We start from the raw sequence: 17,499 nt of genomic DNA on the forward strand, positions 1-17,499 counted from the left end.
TTGCTCCTTGCATACACGTTAGCACGAAACTCCCGATCGAACCTCGTCTTGAAGTCAGGCCTGGCATACGCCTGCTGGCAACCCATTACCGCCTCTTCGTGCACGGCTCGCAAAAGGAAGCATGCCGACGATGTTGCCCTCTACAAAAACGGAACACAGGCTATGCAACTGAATTGGACAATCAGCGCAAGATACGCCGCCGTCGCTGTCGTTCACGCTTGCGACCGCGACTGCTCATGTAAGCACCGTAACCCAGAATCGGCGCCAGGAGAGATAGGACGAACAAACCGAGATTCATAATTGATCTCCGCTCATCGGATGCCCAGATTGCGGCAAGCGTACCACACCGATGAAAGCTCGGGGTCTTGTCAGAAGGCGATGCGGTGTCGTGTTGAGCCGCGCACGCCGCCGCGCCACAACTAGCCGGCGGCATAGACTCCCACCTTTCTCAATTCCCCTACGCACGTTATTCATCATCGTCGCACGACAGTTCCGGCTTTCCGGGGCTCTTGCATTGCTCCCGAGTGCAGTGACGCTTTAGCGACCGGGCCTGGCTCCATTTCAACGTCAGTCGATTCGTGATGGAACCGCCGATGAGCATCAACCAGAGGTTCGTTATCCTGATTCGCGTGGACGCACTGGGCGCCGGCCCGGCTCCAACGTCCCATTCATCCAAGATCCGTGAGTATCTTCCGCAGCAGCGCGAGCCTTCGGATCTGCAGTGGAACCAAATAGAATCTTTGTTCGATCTCGGCAATCCTGGTGAGCCAGTAGGACACGCCGAGACTAAAGGCGGTATCAAGGATATTCGTGTTGCTGAGATGGCGTATTACCGCTTCAAGATGCGCCAGTTCGGGGTCGGCTAATGCCGCCGGTGATTTTGGCGTGTGGCTTACCGCAATCGCTGATGACCTGGGCTTCATTGCGCGCCCCCTGACGGGGCAGCCACGTCCAGCACTGGGTTGCAAAAAACTGTTCTTTGCGAGGTGCGCGAGAGGAACCGGGCCGGCGCGATGAATGCGATAGCTGGTTGTCTTTTGACCACATGATAGTGAAGCCCCGTTATACGTTGCATGGCACTCTGAATTAGTTTTCGTTAATTCAGAGTGCCCATGCCAAACGGAAGTCAAGGCACGGCAGGCGAAGGGGCGCACGGCAAGGCGTTCGCCGCCGTTCTCTAGCAGTGCAAACGCGGCCTGCCGCGTCGATTATCGCGAACGCGGCGAAATTTCTGACTGATGGGCGCTGCTCAGCTCATGGAATCCGCAGTGCTCTTTGGGAACCGAGCCTTTACAAGAACGAGCGGAAAACGGCGAATTGCTTCTGCCTGTCCTCAGCCTGTGTGATGCGCTTGACTACCTGATTAAGCGCGGTTTCCATATCGCGACGGTAACGGAGCAAGAAGTCTGGGTGATTGCACTCAATGATGAGTTGCCCTGCCCCTCTACCCTTCCTGATGCGTAGACGGGTAATGTGCGCCCCTGGCGGGAGGCTCTCGCCGTTGAGCTCACGCAGCAGTTGCCCGGACGTGTAGCTTTCCGCAAGATAGCTGATATCGTTTGATCGCTTGATCAGAGTCGAGTTGGTCACCACCCTTGAGATCGCAAGGAGTTTCCGTCCTACCGCGAACGTCAGTTTGCTTTCGCTAAACAGAGATCTGACGGCGAGAGGTAGTTGGCCAATAGAAACGGCATCGCTTATGTTCCTGCGAGGAATACGCAGCGCGCGTGAGCAGGCGCTGTAGCTCGTCCATTCACCGTTCACTATTCCTTGATGGTAGCGGTTGGATATGGACATCGGCAGGTCCGGTGATGGGTGTATGAACCTGTCTCTGCGGGCAGCTGATACTGCTTTCGCCGAGTTCGACATACGGCCTTTTACCAGCGCGAGGACCGCCTTTGCTGGCAGTTTGCCGCCGGCAGTAATATGCGGCCTGATTCGCTTAAGTACCGCCTCTTGACCTTCCTGCGCTATGACGCCACGAATGACGCGTACCGTGTGAGCGGTGACCTGGGAAATGTCCGCGAACATTCCCATTAGTTCGGCTGGCAGCGAGCCCATTCGCAGGGCAACCGACAGATTTGTCTGGCTCACCTTTAACGCGCGCGACGCGTCCGCCTGGGTGGTCCATTTGCCGCTCTCGAGTCCTCGTTGATACAGATACGCCACCAGAAAGCTCGGATGCAGCACTACTCGTTGACGAGATCGATTGCGGCTTTTGTCTTTGCTCACTGCCCCCCCTTCAGCGGTCGACCGTTCCATTAGCGAAATCATAAAATACACGAATGCGCTGTCGGATGGCGGCGCTATGAAGCCCAAGAAATAGCGTCTTTTCGGCGAGACACTGCGAAGCACCTCAGATCCGGAACGGAGCAGACGAAAAACACCGGCTGCGCAACCGCGGCGTCCGCGCTAACCCGCACGCCATCTCCGCGCGGGTGCGCCAAGTGTGTGGCTCGCGACGCGCATGGCTACTGACGCGGCTTGGCAACGGTCGATGTAGTGCTACGACGATGCGTCAACGCAGTCCCGGATCTCAGCGTCGCAGCTTCTAACTACTGTGAGCGCTAGATGATCGCAAAACGGCACAACTGGACCGTGGAACGACGGGAACGCCAGAGGCCAGGGCGGCTTTCATCCTCGAAAATATTGACCCGATATTTCGTGCGACGATGGCGCCCCGGCCTCCGGCAAATGCCTCGGCGACAACCGCCCAGTTACCCAGGACTGCTTCGGGAATTTCCAAGGACGAAAGGCGCCGGTAGCCGAGCCGGATAAGGTGTCGATTCTTCCGGGCATACCATGCCAAGTCCCTGATCTTGCGGCATAAATGGCTCAATTTGCGAAAACTCAACGTCCGCACACGTATTCTGCTTTCGCAAAACTTCGCAGCATATCCGTAAGAGTCACCGAGGCGTCAACATGCGAGCTGGATCACGGTCCTGATTCTCTGACACTAAAGCCGCAAGTCGCTGATTTCGCATAGAAAACGGATCGATTTGCGAAAAGCCGTCGTCCGCACAGCCGCCCCGTTTTCGCAAAGGTGTACGTGCTCGCCCGATGCGGACAACGGCGGCCTCGGGGGCGTCGGCGAAGCGAATCGCCTCCTGTGATATGACGACTGGACGAGCCGGCTCACGGTCTAAACCCGGAATGGTCTCTGAAATCGTATAGCTTTTGTTCAAGCACAGCGCTATTTGAAGCAGGCTTCGGCTTCCGGACTGTACAGCTTCTCGATCAGTAGCCTGATCCGTTCCGCTTGGTGGCATTTCCTCGGCTAGGTGCACCTGCATGATCTTTCGCTATGGCGGGTGCGCTAGCAAACGCTCTCTCGCCGTAGGGTGGCATTGTGCGGGCTACGCGGCCACGTCAATCAGCGTGTCTGAATTCGCGCGAGCTGGTCCTGCAAGTAAATCTCTCTCGATACCACCGTTATGTCGACGCAGGCTTCAGCTTTATAGTGATTCGTCGAGTGATGGGCTGCCCGTCTGGTTGACCGCGAACGCGCTTATTTCCGCGACAGCGCGGCGGCCCGAACGTAACGACTGAACAACCAGCCAGGAGTAAAAAGGGGGCTTCAGATCGCGTAAAGTGACTCGTCCGGTTCGCCGGTTTCATTACGCCCGACGAGGGACCCGCGTGTGTCGGCGCAGTATGCGCATCTCTATGAAAGTTTTGCGCATACAGACCTTGCTGGCACAGGATTCCGCACGCGGCCGGTGCCCCATACGGACTGTCTCGGCCTCGACAGAGGCCGATTCCCGCATTCGCCTGGTTTAACCGACAACCCGGCAAAAACGATATCGCCTTTGGCGCGCCCGTGCACGCCGGGCGCCGAAGGTGCTGCTATTGATGAAGCCCGCAGCCCGCGTTGCGCGCGAGAAATACGATCAGCGGGAAACGCGGGGATGCCGACGTTCGCGATCTGCCTTGCGGCCGAGGTTGCTCATGTGCACGCCATACGCACAAATCGCAGCCGTCAGGACTAGCGCAACAACACCGAAGCCCATAGTCAGTCTCCGTTCATAGTCGATTACTAGCGACAACCCTTTCTCTCTCCTGGCAATCGAACGGGTAAGGCAAGCGCAATTACGCGTTGCCGGGGGCAACGCCCCGCCCCATCGACCTTTACACAGGAGCCGCACCCCACGACGCAGCATAGCACGCTGAGTGCGGCCCCAGAACCGCACGACAGCGAGAAACACCAGTATCGCGAAAACCCATCGACCGCACGGGCGGCCCGTTCTCGCTAAGCTGCGGCGTAACGAGGCATCCGGAGACGAGCCGGATGACGGTCCATAGCTCGCGGACATGCAACTCCAGTTCCTGGCTTCCTCGAAGCAACCGTCGATCGCCCTCGGCCCCGCTGGTCGCAGGGTACACAGTTCTCTCAAGGCGACGTTCGACGCGTCGTAGCGAAATTAAAAACCAAGGCGGTGGCTCGGCCCATCCCTTGCCGCCGTCCGTCTCGCGCATCAGGGCGTGCGGAGCAAGTCCGTTTTTCGCTAATTCCGATCCGCCCGTTGAACGTATTGCGCGCCTGTTCTGGGACGCATTGGCGACAACCATTCTCTACGCGGTCGTCGGCACCGTATGACCAAGGTCCTTGGTGAGACGGCGATGGCGCGACCCTGCACGCCATGCCGGGCTATACGACTCCGCGACAGTGGCCTACCCAACGACTGTAGAAGGTGAACCCAACTGCGCCTTCGCCGATCACCCAGCGCAGCCTTTACTGGGATGCGGCTTGCCGATCGTTGCCCTTTGCCAGTAACCGGTACAGAGCCTGCCGGGAGATCTTGAGGCTTTTGGCTGCCTCTGACTTGTTCCCGCTTGCCGCAGCGATAGCCGCTATGGCGTCCTCCGCCGAGAGAGGCCGCGATCGCTCGCCCAAGTAAGCGAATGTCGACACGGAAGCCCTTGCTTTCGTCCCACCGCCTTCTCGCGCCACCTCGACCAGCCCTTCGATCGCAGCGTGGAGCAGTTGCGGGTCCGGTTGGTAATCTTGCCGCATCATAAGTGCAGGAAGACCAGTCACCTGCTCAGACATCATCCGCAGGTATGCGAGACGCAGACCTTGAACCGTGGCGACCGTGGCGCCGGGCCCTATCCCCTCCGTCTTCAGGATGTGGTAGAAGTGGTGGTACCACTCCTTCAGCGACCACGGGTCCGGAATCATGAACCCCGTACGGGGGTTGGCGAGCCGCGCAGCACGAATCAGAACGTCGTATTGCCATTCGGCATCGATCGGAACGACTCGAGGCTGTCTGTCTTTGGTGCCGTCGATCACATGGAGGTGCCCTCTAGCGCGCAGGCACCGCAACGGACGCAACAGCATGCTCTCCTTGGCGCACAGTCCAAAGGTCGCCTGAAGTTCGATTTGCATGGCGACCCATCGGTCCCGCTGGCAAAGTCGCCGGAAAACTGCACCAACGTCAACGTCGGCCGGCACAATAGTCTTGTGCTCCGCCGCGCGGTCCGGCCGGTGCCGTTCGCTGGAAAGACCCATGTAATCGTTCATCATCTGCACAAGTTGAGGCTTCTTCATCCACGCTGCGAGCGCGCGCCAACACGTCAGCCTGTTCTTGACCGCGTCCTGAGAGTGCTTCTTCTCGTTGACCCAGAAGTTGATGAGATAACGGATATGTTTTTCTCCAAGATTCCATGGCGACATGATCGCGAATCCGCCTTTGCGAAGATCGCGGAATCCGGCTACCAGAACCTGAACTCGATATTGTTGCGTCGAGATTGATATCTCGTCCGATTTGCCGCTGGTCTTGTCATGCGCGATCGACAGGGCGCGCGCGAAGAGTTCGCAAAGTTCGTCCGCGAGCCGCTGCGGCAACCTAGCGTTTTTGATGAACAGCTGATAGTCCAGTTGAAAGTTCACGATCGGATCAATGATTACGGCGCCTCACCTATCAAGGGGCGTCGTGTTGTGGAGATTGACTGCACGCTTTGCTTTCCAGGATCTTGAAGATCAGAGAATTCACCCGGCCCAGGGAAGCACTGTCGCCCGGTGATCCTTGAACCGACGATAGCCGGCTAAGGCTACCTGACCGCAGGCGCAGACCTGTCGAGTCAAGCAATTGCTGTCGCGCATTTGCTTTCCGGCTGCGCGTACCGGCAAAAATTGAATAAAGAAATCCGCACATCGGGTGTGCAAGTGATTTCCCGCCTTTGAAGGCGCGTTCATCACAATCGCGTTGAGATTGGATTGCGTGCGACGTGCCTGATTTATTTGCCTTGGACGAAAGAGAGAATGCTGCCGCGCTGTTCGCGCATCGTTGCATCTATTCCGACCGGGCTGCAACACATCGAGAAAGTCCAGGTCGGGGCGTGTCCAGCGAAGCTGATTTTCGAGCAGGACACATGCGAGCACGTTTAGCGGTATCGCCGGTGGAAAAAATTATGCTAATCGAGCGATCGTATAAGAAATGAAGTGCACTGCACTTGAGGTCGATGCGTCATTGACGCCGATAGGTAGAGAGAATATTAGTACTGTGTGCCCGCAAGCAAAGACGAAAAGCTCGCGAGTTTGCCCGAGCTTTCAACGGGACGCAGTATCGCTGGTCACGGAAGAAGCTGATCGATTCGGCGCGTTGTCAATGCTTGGTGCGCGCTGGCATGGTGCCTGATACTTGTTGTAACAACCAGGCACTTCGCTGTTGTCAGATCGTTGAACTTTTATCGGTTCGTCGCTCAATTGCGCTTGAGATGTAAGGGAGCGGGGGACCGGGTTGGAACCGGTCGCGTGAGCCGGCTTAGGTCACTAACCTGGAAAGCTCCGGTAAAGCACCCAGCTTTTCGGTGAACGTTCTGTCACGACTCGCTTCAGAATTTCATCCGCAAATCTTAAAATCCGCGACGCCCAGTTGGCTGGATCCCGAGGAAGGATTGCATTCAGACGCGGCATGGTGCGCAACATAGCATCGCTACATTCAGAAGGATCTGACTGCTACCATGTTGGCGCAGAAAATTTAGGCAGAGAAAACGCAGCATAAACGCCAACCAGGCTGACACTCACGGAGCGCTCCCAAATTTCGAACCCCGTCGCCAGATCTGAAGTCGTTGCGCCGCGCTATCGACTTATCGTGGCGTTCGGAGCGACGCCAGCAATAACAAACAAGAAAAAAGGCGCCTCGGCGCCTTTTTCGTTACATCGAAGCCCGCTTGCCCGGAGGCGGCGGTACGCTGCGCAGCGGCGGCGCGCTGAGCGTCGGCTGATATTCAGCAACCCAGCGACGCAGATCGCGCCGCACTTCGTCGTCCGTCAGCACGCGATGCTGCATCAGCCACGGCAGCAACTCGTCGAGCAGATTGTCGGGGACGCCGCGCGCCAACGCGATACGCAGCTTCGCATGCGGCGTGCGCGTGGTCGTTTCCTCGTCGGCGAGCAGTTCTTCGTACAGCTTCTCGCCCGGCCGCAAGCCCGTGAACTCGATGCGGATCTGGTCTTCGGTGAAGCCGTAGAGCCGGATCAGGTCGCGCGCGAGATCGACGATCTTCATCGGCTCGCCCATGTCGAGAATGAAGATCTCGCCGCCATGGCCCATGCTCGACGCCTGCAGCACGAGCTGCGAGGCCTCGGGAATCGTCATGAAGAAGCGGGTGATTTCCGGATGCGTGACAGTAACGGGCCCGCCCTTCGCGATCTGCTGCTGGAATTTCGGAATCACGCTGCCCGCGCTGCCGAGCACATTGCCGAAGCGCACGGTTTCGAACTGCGTTCGCTCGCTCGTCTGCTGCAGCGCCTGACAGGCCATCTCGGCGAGCCGCTTGCTCGCGCCCATCACGTTGGTCGGATTGACGGCCTTGTCGGTCGAGATCAGCACGAAGCGCTTCACGTCATGACGAATCGCCGCACGCGCTACGCGGTACGTGCCGAGTACGTTGTTGCGCACCGCCTGCCACGCGTTCTGCTCTTCCATCAGCGGAACGTGCTTGTAGGCCGCTGCGTGGTAGACGATGTGCGGCGTATAGCGGGCCATCACGTGATCGAGCAGCAGAGAATCCTTCGCGTCGCCGATCACGGGAACGATGGACAGCCCCGGGAAGCGTTCGTGCAACTCCTCGACGAGCCGGTACATCGCGTACTCGGAGATATCGAAGGCGATCAATTGCGCAGGCTTGAAACGCAGGATCTGACGGCACAGTTCCGAGCCAATCGAGCCGCCCGCGCCCGTCACCATCACGACGCGCGCGTGCAGCAGCGCTTCGACGTGCGGCGTGTCGATATGGACCGGCTCGCGGCCGAGCAGGTCTTCGAGGTCGATGTGGCGCACGCGCGACAGCGACGCCTGGCCTTCCCCGACATCGGTCAGCGCCGGCAGCACCATTGCGCGCACCCCGGCGCGCACGCACAGCGTGGCTGCACGGCGCTGTTGCTCGACGGGCGCCGACGGAATCGCGATGATCGCGTATTCGGTCTTCGTCGTCTCGGCGATTTCGGGCAGTTTGTTGATAGGGCCGAGCACCTTGTAGCCGTAAATCTCGCGGCCCTGCTTCGAGACGTCGTCGTCGAGCAGGCCGATCAGCCGCCACTCGCTCGAGCGCGACAGCTCCCGCGCGAGCATCGCGCCTGCCGTGCCCGCGCCGATCACGATGACCGGCTTACCCTGCGCGACGAGGCCGCCATACAGGTAGAATTCCTTGGCCGCGCGATACAGGGCTCGCGATCCACCCATCGCGAGGAACAGGAACAGCGGCGACACGAGCAGCACGGAGCGCGGCACGATCGGCACCGGCTGGATCATCACCGCGAGAATCATCGACAGCAAGGCGCCCGTCGCGACCGCCTTCGAGATGCGCATCAGGTCGGGCAGGCTCGCGAAGACCCACATGCCGCGGTACAGGCCGAAAATGCGGAACATCACCCCGTAGACGGGCAACACCCAGATGAGCGCGTGCAGCGCGCCGTCGCGGAACTCGGCGGGCACGACGCCATTGAAGCGGATCACATAGGCGACGAGCCACGCGCCGGTGACAGCAGCAAGATCGAAAAGGAAAGCGCTGAAAGACAGCCAGCTGGCTTTGGATCTGAGCATCAGCGTCATACCTCGGATTGTTGGGACTGTGTTGACTGGAACCGGCGCCAGCGCAAGTCGACGATGAATCCGATGACGACCAGCACGGCGGCCCACCCTGCGACGGTGCCCCACTGAACGGCCGGGGAGCGGCCGAGTACATACAACGCAAGCGCTATGCCGACAATCATGACCGCGTACCAGGCACACGCGGTGCCCGCATGGCCGACGCCCGAACGCACCATGCGCTGATAGTAATGCTCACGATGCGCTTGCCAGAACTTTTCTCCGCGCGCGAGGCGCCGCGCCAGCGTCACCGACGCATCGCCGATGAACGGCGCAAACACCAGCGCCGGAAACCACACGGGCCACGCGCCGCCGCGCCAGCCCCAGTAACCGAGCGCGCCCGCCAGATAACCCAGCGAGATCGAGCCGGCGTCGCCGAGAAAAATACGGGCCGGATGAAAATTGAAGAACAGGAAGCCAAGCGCGGCGCCCGCTACCGCCAGCGACGCCAGGGCCAGTTCTGGCATCGGATGGTCGGAAAGCAGCGCCCCGGCCGCGTAGCCGGCGAAACCGAACAGCGCCATGCCGCCCGCGAGGCCATCCGCGCCATCCATGAAATTGTAGAGATTCACCAGCCAGATCATCAAGAATGCCAGCGCACACAGCGCCCACCACGGCACGGCTGCGGGAAACAGCGCGACGAGCGTGGCGACGGCGACCAGGTGCGCGGCGAAGCGCACGCGCGCGGGCAAACCGCGGCGGTCATCGACCTGCGAGACGGCGGCGAGAAACGCCGTCGCCAGCGCGGCGAACCAGAGGGAAGGCGCGACCAGCAGCATCGCTACCACGGCGACGGGCACGATGCCCCAGCCGCCGACGCGCGGCGTCGGGCGCACGTGGAGCGAGCGGTCATTCGGGATATCGGTTGCGAGGCGCCAGGCGAGGCCGGTCTTCAGCAAGACAAACAGGATCGCCGCGCATGCGCAGACGGCCGCGCCAGCGATGAGCGGAAGTGTCCATGGAGCCATCAGTGATTCTTGCATCTGCATGAGCGGGCTCGATGAGTCGAACGATACCAGTCGGCGGTAGCCGCCAGACCTTCGTCGGTTGAGAACGGGGGTTGCCAGCCGAGCACGTCGCGAATGTGCGACGTATCGACCTGCAGACTGCCGATCAGACGGTCGACCTGCGCCGAGCGCCCCGTCAGCCGGCCTGCCATGCGCAACCACGCGGCCGGAACGGGCAGCAGCCGTGCCGGCTTGCCGAGATGTCGCCCGAGCGCGCGCACCAGTTCGGCAACGGTCGGCGCGTCATTGTCCGCTACGTGGAAGCACTGGCGGGCAGCGCGCGGATCGGTCGCGCAATGGACGAGCGCATCGGCCAGATTGCCGACGTACACCATGCTGCGCTGCGCATCGGCACCGCCGAGAGGCAACGGAACGCCCCGCCAGACGGCGTCCATCAGGCGCAGGAAGTTAGCGCGCACTTGCGGGCCGTACACGAGCGGAGGCCGCACGATCACGATTTCCAAGCCGGTGTCGTCGCCGAGACGGGTCAATGCGTCTTCTGCCGCGCGTTTCGAGCGGCCGTAGGCGTCTTCGGGGCGCGGGGGGGCGTTTTCGCGGAGGGGAACGCCGCCGTCGCCCTCCGCAACGGCTTTGATACTGCTGACGAAAACGAAGCGCCGCACCCCTTTGCGTCTCGCGGCAGCCGCCAGACGCAGCGTTGCGTCGACGTTGGTAGCGCGAAAGGCCGCCTCCGGGTCGGCCGCGTCTTCGTTCATGATATGCACGCGCGCGGCGAGGTGCACCACGCAGTCGGGCACCAGCGCGTCAGGCCAGGCGGCGTCGATGCCGGAGAAATCGCCGGAAGCGTCGAGCCACTCCTCCGCGCCAGCCGCATGCGAGCCAGCGCGCCGAACCAGCCCGATGACCCGATGCCCCTGCGCAAGAAGAAGATCGCACGTTACGCGACCGACGAAGCCGTTCGCGCCCGTCACCAGAATACGGCTCATAGCCACTTCCAGCCGAAGCGATTGAAAAACTTGAACGCCGAAGACACGAACATGCGAATGTGCGCGCTGCCCTTACGCGCCGCCCCGCCACCGTGATGCAGCACACGCACGACGGGCGCATAGACCACACGCGTCACTTCGTGCGCGCGCAAGCTCAGGTCATAGTCCTCGAAATAGAGGAAATAACGTGAATCGAAACCCGCCAAAGTCTTTAGCACGGTCGTGCGAAACACCATGAAACAACCACTGACGATGGGTGGGTCCCAGACCGTGTCACGCTCGTTGATCAGGTCGCGCATCTCGTAGCGCGCGAGACGCCTGTCGAACAGCCGCCGCGCACGTGCAGGAAGAAAACCGCGCACGAACAGATCGACGAGCGTGGGATACCGGCGGCATAGGAACTGGAGCTGGCCTGCGTCGTCACCAATACGTGGCGTCAGCAGTCCCGCTTCGGGATGCGCGTCGAGGAAATCGACGGCGCTCGCCAGTGCCCGCGCGTCCAGTTCGATATCGGGGTTGAGAACCAGATGAAACGAATACGGCGAATTTTCAATCGCAAGGTTGTGGCCGCATCCATATCCGATATTGCCGTGACCGCTGAGAATTTCGCAGTTAATACCGTTCCCGCGCAACGTATCAAGCGACGTTTCGATATCGGGCAAACCGCCGTTGTCGATGATCGTCAGCCGCAGCGCGAAGGACGGACGCGCGACACGCAACGTCCTGCAGGCCGTGGCGACGCTCTCGAGCGTACTGAGCAGGAGCGCGAGGTCCGGACGATATACGACGATGGATATCGAAAGGCCCTCGGTTTCGGAACGCGGCTCGCGTGTGAGAGTCATTTAATGGGAACGCTGTGTCTTGTCGACGACACTTGCTTGTTTCTGGGCCGCAATAATCGCGGAGTTTGCTGAAATTTACGTCAATCCGCAAGTCAGTTTGCCTTTTGTTACCGCTCATATAACACATCTGACCCGCAATTAGATTATCCCGGCGGGAAAAAAGTACAGAAAATCAAACACTTTGCTGTCGACGGGTTGTGTCCGGATAGGGCTGATAGTAAAGTAGCGCCGCCACGCCGGCCATCGTAACCGGCCATCTGTAACATTCGCTCGCAGCCTCGCCAGGACGCACCTCGGCCACGCGCGATGGACTCAATTCCGCTTCGCTTTCATCCTGCTATGCGCCTCCAAGGCATGACCGATGCGCAGTAAACCTCTTGTTGTCGACCTCGATGGCACGCTCATTCGCTCCGACGTTCTGATCGAATCGGGTTTTGCCTTTCTCAAAGCCGCACCGCACCGGTTCTACGAACCGCTGATCTGGCTCGCCCAAAAAGGCAAGGCGGGACTCAAGGCCCGCCTGGCTGACCGAACCAATGTGGACGTGAGCGTCCTCCCGTACGACGAGACGGTGCTCGAGTGGCTCAAGAGCGAGCGGCAAAGCGGACGTTCGCTGGTGCTCGCCACCGCGACCCACGAACGCTATGCGCAGGCCATTTCGGATCACCTCGGCCTGTTCGACCGTACCTTCGCCACCAACGCCGAAATCAACCTGTCGTCTCATCGCAAGCGTGATCGGCTCGTTGCCGAGTACGGCGAGAAAGGCTTCGACTACGCGGGCAATTCGCATGACGACATCGCCGTGTGGAAATCGGCGGAGCACGCCTATATCGTGAACCCGTCGCACGGCGTGGAGCGGGTCGCGCGCCGTCATGCCAACGTCGAGCGCGTGATCGAATCGCGTCCGCCGACCTTGAAGACGTGGGCGCGTTCGCTGCGCCTGCATCAGTGGCTGAAGAATCTGCTGATTTTCGTGCCCCTGCTGGCGAGTCACGGAATCTCGCAGATGCCGCAGCTGCTCGCGGCGGTTTTTGCGTTCTTTGCGTTTGGCTTGTGCGCATCGAGCGTCTATGTGCTGAACGATTTGCTCGACCTCGAAGACGACCGGCATCACCCCGTGAAGCGCAACCGTCCGCTCGCGTCGGGCGCGCTGCCGATCACCTGGGGACTCGCACTCTTTCCTGCCCTCCTCGCCGCGGCCATTGCGATCGCCTGGACATTGCTGCCCCTGCGGTTCGGTGCCGTGCTTGGCGGCTACTACCTGCTGACGCTCGCCTATTCGGTGTACCTGAAGAAGCAGGTCATGGTCGACGTCGTCGTACTGGCGATGCTATACACGACACGCATCGTAGCGGGCACCGCGGCCATCCACGGGCACCTGACGTTCTGGCTGCTCGGGTTTTCGATGTTCATCTTCCTGAGCCTCGCGCTCGTCAAGCGTTACGCGGAGCTTTATTCACTGAAGTCGCGCGGTCTCGTGAAAACGCGCGGCCGGGGCTACATGTCGAGCGACCTGTCGCTGATCTCGTCGCTCGGCACGTCGTCGGGCTATCTCGCGGTGCTGGTGCTCGCGCTGTACATCCAGGACGCGCGCACTGCGCAGCTCTACCGCTACCCGCAGATCATCTGGCTGGCATGTCCGCTTCTGCTGTACTGGGTCAGCCGGACCTGGATCATCGCGCACCGCGGACTGATGCACGACGATCCAATCGTGTTCGCCGCGCGTGACCGCGTGAGCCTCGCGGTCGTCATACTGTGCGGCCTGGTTTTCTGGGCGGCCATCTAGGCGATGACGACGGTGCTCTCCTGGGGACGATATCCCCGCATCCCTCAATCCGCGCACGCAGTGGCGTGGCGTGATACCGCACGGTCCGTGTGGTCGGAGACGGTGGGCGAGCACCGCACGATGCTGCCGTTCGGCAACGGCCGGAGCTACGGCGACAGTTGTCTCGCGGCATCCGGTCACGTCGTGCAGACGCTGCCGCTCGACCGCCTGATCTGCGTCGACTGGAACACCGGCGTATTGCGCGCCGAGCCGGGCATGACCCTCGAACAGATTCTCGAGGTGGCGATTCCACGCGGCTGGATGTTGCCCGTCACGCCAGGCACCAAGTACGCGACCCTCGGCGGCGCCATTGCGAATGACGTGCACGGCAAGAACCATCATGTGCGCGGCACGTTTGGGCGCCATGTGCGCCGCTTCGCGCTGGCGCGCAGCGATGGCAGCCTGACCGAATGCGCGGCGGACGAGAATGCGCACCTGTACGCCGCCACCATCGGCGGATTGGGGCTGACCGGGCTGATCCTCTGGGCCGAGATACAGCTGATGCCGATCCGTTCGAGCATGATCGACGTCACGAGCATTCGCTTTGCCAATCTCGAAGCGTTTTTCACCCTGTCGGAGCGGCTCGACCCTCTGCACGAATACGGCGTCGCCTGGGTTGACTGCCAGGCGCGGGGTTCGGCTATCGGCCGTGGCATCTACATGGTCGGCGATCATGCGGCCACGGGACCGCTCGAAGCCGATCAACGGAAAAAGCGCACGGTGCCTTTCACACTGCCTGTGCCGATATTCAACCGCCTGACATTGCGGGGCTTCAACGAACTTTATTACCGCCGACAGATGCACGACGAAGTGAAGTCGACGGTCGGCTATGACCAGTACTTCTATCCGCTGGACAGCCTGCTCGAATGGAACCGCATCTATGGCCGCGCGGGGTTCCAGCAGTATCAATGCGTGGTGCCTGCGGGCGTCGCCCGCGAGGCGATCCATGCCATTCTTGGCGCGATCGCGAAAAGCGGCACCGGCTCTTTTCTGGCTGTGCTGAAGCGCTGCGGCAACCTTCCTTCGCCGGGCCTGCTGTCATTTCCGCTCGAAGGTACCTCGCTCGCACTGGACTTTCCCCAGCACGATGCGCTCAACGAGCGGCTCTTCACCGAACTCGACGCGATCGTGCGCGAAGCAGGCGGACGCATCTATCCGGCCAAGGACGCCCACATGTCCGGCGCGGATTTTCGCGCGGCCTATCCACAGTGGCAGCAGGTCGAAGCACTTCGCGACCCGGCGATCCTGTCGCGTTTCTGGGAACGGACTACCCAAATATGAAAAACATTCTTATCGTCGGCGCCACGTCGGCTATCGCCATCGCGTGTGCGCGTCAATGGGCAAAAGAAGGCGCGCGCTTCTTTCTGGTCGCACGCAATGGCGAACGCCTCGAGCAGGTCGCGGGCGATCTGAAGGCGCGTGGGGCACAGCTCGCCTCCTGCCATCAGCTCGATGTCGACCGGCTCGATCTTCACGCGACGATGCTCGAACAATGCGCTGCCGAACTCGGCGCCCTCGATGTCGTGCTCGTCGCGCCGGGCACCTTGCCCGATCAGGCCGCTTGCCAGTCGGACCCTGCCGTCGCCGTCAAGGAATTCACCACAAACGCGACGTCCCTGATCGCCCTGCTCACGCCGATCGCCAACACGCTCGAAGCGCAGAAACGCGGCACGCTGGCCGTCATTTCGTCCGTTGCTGCGGATCGCGGCCGTCCGTCGAACTACTTGTACGGCAGCGCGAAAGCCGCACTTTCCGCGTTCTGCGAGGGCCTGAATGCGCGCCTGTTCAAGGCGGGCGCCCATGTGCTGACGATCAAGCCTGGCTTCGTGGCGACGCCGATGACTGCTGGGCTGCCACTGCCGGGGCCGCTCGTCGCAACACCGGAGAAAGTCGCAAGCGACATTCTGCGTGCCATCGACAAGCGCAAGGACGTCGTCTACACGCCCTGGTTCTGGTCGCTCATCATGCTCATCATCCGGTCGGTACCGAAGCCGGTGTTCAAGCGTACATCGCTTTGAGACGCGCTTCATGAAAGCAACACGATTCTCTTGCGGCTATTTACTGTTTGCCCTCGGAGTATTAACGTTCGCCACGACGCTCTACGCGGTGTGGCGTCATTACTCGCCGTTGCCGTTCGGTGATCAATGGGATGGCACGATCGGCTTCTACATGCGCGCTCTGCAGAATCCGTGGCAGTCACTCTTCGAGCAGCATAACGAGCACCGCCTCACCTTTTCGCGCCTCATCTTCTTTCCCGACGTCCGCTTCTTCGGCGGGAGAAACCTGCTTTCGCTGGCCGCGAATCTCGTGCTGGCAGCATTACTCGCACGCGCGTTCTATCGCGTGACTTCCCGTTATGCGTCGCTCGATCGCGCGATGCGTCTTTCGCTTGTCGGGGTCATTCTGGTGTTCACATTCTCGTGGATCCAGGAGGAGAACTTCACGTGGGGCTTCCAGAGTCAATGGTTCGCGGTCTACCTGTTCGCGCTGCTCGCCTTTCACGCCCTTGATCTCTCCGCGCAAGCTCAAGCCCGAGGGGACGCTGCGAAATCGCTTGGCTGGCTGGTCGCCGCACTGGCAAGCGGCACGATTGCCGCGTTTTCGATGTCGAGCGGCGTACTGGTTCTGCCGGTCCTGATCGCGCAAGCGATCTATCAGCGTCTCAAGCTGCGCGCCCTTTTGCTGATACTGGCCGTTACTGCCGCGGTATGGATCGGCTATTTCGTCGATTGGCACAACTCGGCGAGCAGTGGAAATTTCGTCGCTACGCTGGGTCAACATCCCATTGTCGCCGTGCGCTACGTTCTGCTTTATCTCGGCGCACCGGCTCAGAAGGCACGCCTTGGCGCCCCGGGTGCCTACGTGGCGGGTGCGCTGGTGCTGTTAACGCTGTTCGCGTTCGGCGCGAAACTGCTGCGCCATCCGACCCGCCCTGTGCGCGCCATCGCCTTGTTCTCGGTTACGCTGTTCATCACCGGGAACGCGCTGCTCACCGCCAGTGGACGCCTTGGATTTGGCGTGGACTCCGCACTTTCGTCGCGCTACACCACGGCATCGCTCGCAGCCTGGCTCGCCCTCATTCTGTTCGCAGCGCTGAACATCGAGACGACAGACGAACGCCACAAGGTGCTCACGCTTGCTGTGGTCGCCACGGTACTGATCGCCTCCGCGCAGCGCTTCGCGTTCAACGACGCACACGATGTGACTCACGCGCGGCTGGTTGCCGGCTTGGCACTGCGCTCGCATGTCTACGATCCGCAGATCGTCACTGCCGTCTACCCATTCCCCGAAAGGCTGGTCAACATCGCCAAAGCCGCTGAAGAAGCGAAGGTGTCGATATTCGCGGCCGGACAATCGGACTATCTGGCGCCGCCGCCACGCATCGACAGCAAGTCGACCTGCGAGGGCGCCATCGATGGCGTGTTCCCAACGAGCAATCCCAACATGCTCAGGGCAACTGGCTGGATTTACGACAGCAACGAACAGTCTACGCCGCGTTTCGTGGTGGTCACGGACGATAGCAATGCGACGCTCGGTACAGGCGTGACGGGCGGACCGCGCCCTGACGCGCGCGTCCATGAAGGCAGGCGTGCGCGCTATAGCGGCTGGACCGCATTTTTCAAGGCGCCGGCAAAGGGAGAGATCCACATTGCCGCGCCAACGGCGGATGGCAGGTATTGCGCCATGAAGGCGGCGGGGACGATGCCGCTCGCCGGTTCGCCCGCCGGCAATTAGCCAATCGCGCGGCCCCGCCGCCGAATGTTTGTATCATTGACGTTTGCCTAT

The 17,499-nt window shown here is 60.9% G+C and carries 11 protein-coding genes; 5 read left to right on the forward strand and 6 right to left on the reverse strand.

Annotated elements, in window-relative coordinates:
- Window positions 1-593 precede the first annotated feature (593 nt).
- Window positions 594-866: a hypothetical protein gene (locus C2L66_RS12330; RefSeq protein ID WP_148654558.1), complete on the forward strand. Its 273-nt coding sequence runs from the start codon at window positions 594-596 to the stop codon at window positions 864-866.
- Between the two features lie 424 nt (window positions 867-1,290).
- On the opposite strand, the gene C2L66_RS12335 is transcribed toward C2L66_RS12330, so the two are convergent.
- The 6 genes from C2L66_RS12335 to C2L66_RS12360 form a co-directional block, all read right to left on the reverse strand.
- Window positions 1,291-2,232: a hypothetical protein gene (locus tag C2L66_RS12335; protein WP_148654557.1), complete on the reverse strand. Its 942-nt coding sequence runs from the start codon at window positions 2,230-2,232 to the stop codon at window positions 1,291-1,293.
- A gap of 2,500 nt (window positions 2,233-4,732) precedes the next feature.
- A complete protein-coding gene (locus tag C2L66_RS12340) occupies window positions 4,733-5,890 on the reverse strand; it encodes an integrase domain-containing protein (protein WP_060599857.1) in 1,158 nt (385 codons plus the stop codon).
- Between the two features lie 1,267 nt (window positions 5,891-7,157).
- Window positions 7,158-9,047, reverse strand: a complete 1,890-nt coding sequence (locus C2L66_RS12345) for a polysaccharide biosynthesis protein (RefSeq protein WP_060602515.1) — start codon at window positions 9,045-9,047, stop codon at window positions 7,158-7,160.
- A gap of 5 nt (window positions 9,048-9,052) precedes the next feature.
- Window positions 9,053-10,081, reverse strand: a complete 1,029-nt coding sequence (locus C2L66_RS12350) for an MraY family glycosyltransferase (protein WP_060599855.1) — start codon at window positions 10,079-10,081, stop codon at window positions 9,053-9,055.
- Window positions 10,060-11,046 carry a UDP-glucose 4-epimerase family protein gene (locus tag C2L66_RS12355; RefSeq protein WP_060599853.1) on the reverse strand — a complete coding sequence of 329 codons (987 nt, stop codon included), beginning with the start codon at window positions 11,044-11,046 and terminating at the stop codon, window positions 10,060-10,062. The genes C2L66_RS12350 and C2L66_RS12355 overlap by 22 nt, the downstream gene beginning before the upstream one ends.
- Window positions 11,043-11,888, reverse strand: coding sequence for a glycosyltransferase family 2 protein (locus C2L66_RS12360; RefSeq protein WP_060599851.1), 846 nt, complete (start codon window positions 11,886-11,888; stop codon window positions 11,043-11,045). The genes C2L66_RS12355 and C2L66_RS12360 overlap by 4 nt, the downstream gene beginning before the upstream one ends.
- Window positions 11,889-12,249: 361 nt before the next feature.
- On the opposite strand from C2L66_RS12360, the gene C2L66_RS12365 reads away from it, so the two are divergent.
- The 4 genes from C2L66_RS12365 to C2L66_RS12380 are packed head-to-tail and all read left to right on the forward strand — an operon-like array spanning window position 12,250 to window position 17,448.
- On the forward strand, window positions 12,250-13,674 hold the full coding sequence (locus C2L66_RS12365; RefSeq protein ID WP_060599849.1) for a UbiA family prenyltransferase: 1,425 nt from the start codon (window positions 12,250-12,252) through the stop codon (window positions 13,672-13,674).
- 3 nt (window positions 13,675-13,677) lie between these two features.
- Window positions 13,678-14,994 (forward strand): FAD-binding oxidoreductase, encoded by a 1,317-nt coding sequence (locus C2L66_RS12370; RefSeq protein ID WP_060599847.1) that lies wholly within the window; start codon window positions 13,678-13,680, stop codon window positions 14,992-14,994.
- Window positions 14,991-15,731, forward strand: coding sequence for an SDR family oxidoreductase (locus C2L66_RS12375; protein WP_060599845.1), 741 nt, complete (start codon window positions 14,991-14,993; stop codon window positions 15,729-15,731). The genes C2L66_RS12370 and C2L66_RS12375 overlap by 4 nt, the downstream gene beginning before the upstream one ends.
- Window positions 15,622-17,448, forward strand: a complete 1,827-nt coding sequence (locus tag C2L66_RS12380) for a hypothetical protein (RefSeq protein WP_233444913.1) — start codon at window positions 15,622-15,624, stop codon at window positions 17,446-17,448. Before C2L66_RS12375 ends, C2L66_RS12380 begins: the two co-directional genes overlap by 110 nt.
- The last annotated feature ends 51 nt before the right edge of the window (window positions 17,449-17,499 follow it).

The organism is Paraburkholderia caribensis (assembly GCF_002902945.1).
Taxonomy (GTDB): domain Bacteria; phylum Pseudomonadota; class Gammaproteobacteria; order Burkholderiales; family Burkholderiaceae; genus Paraburkholderia; species Paraburkholderia caribensis.

Bases quoted from the DNA above. Each gene is read 5' to 3' on its own strand.
- C2L66_RS12350 (WP_060599855.1), bottom strand. From the start codon at position 10,081: ATGCAGATGCAAGAATCACTGATGGCTCCATGGACACTTCCGCTCATC.
- C2L66_RS12360 (WP_060599851.1), bottom strand. From the start codon at position 11,888: ATGACTCTCACACGCGAGCCGCGTTCCGAAACCGAGGGCCTTTCGATA.
- C2L66_RS12375 (WP_060599845.1), top strand. From the start codon at position 14,991: ATGAAAAACATTCTTATCGTCGGCGCCACGTCGGCTATCGCCATCGCG.
- C2L66_RS12370 (WP_060599847.1), top strand. From the start codon at position 13,678: ATGACGACGGTGCTCTCCTGGGGACGATATCCCCGCATCCCTCAATCC.
- C2L66_RS12345 (WP_060602515.1), bottom strand. From the start codon at position 9,047: ATGCTCAGATCCAAAGCCAGCTGGCTGTCTTTCAGCGCTTTCCTTTTC.
- C2L66_RS12330 (WP_148654558.1), top strand. From the start codon at position 594: ATGAGCATCAACCAGAGGTTCGTTATCCTGATTCGCGTGGACGCACTG.
- C2L66_RS12365 (WP_060599849.1), top strand. From the start codon at position 12,250: ATGCGCAGTAAACCTCTTGTTGTCGACCTCGATGGCACGCTCATTCGC.
- C2L66_RS12355 (WP_060599853.1), bottom strand. From the start codon at position 11,046: ATGAGCCGTATTCTGGTGACGGGCGCGAACGGCTTCGTCGGTCGCGTA.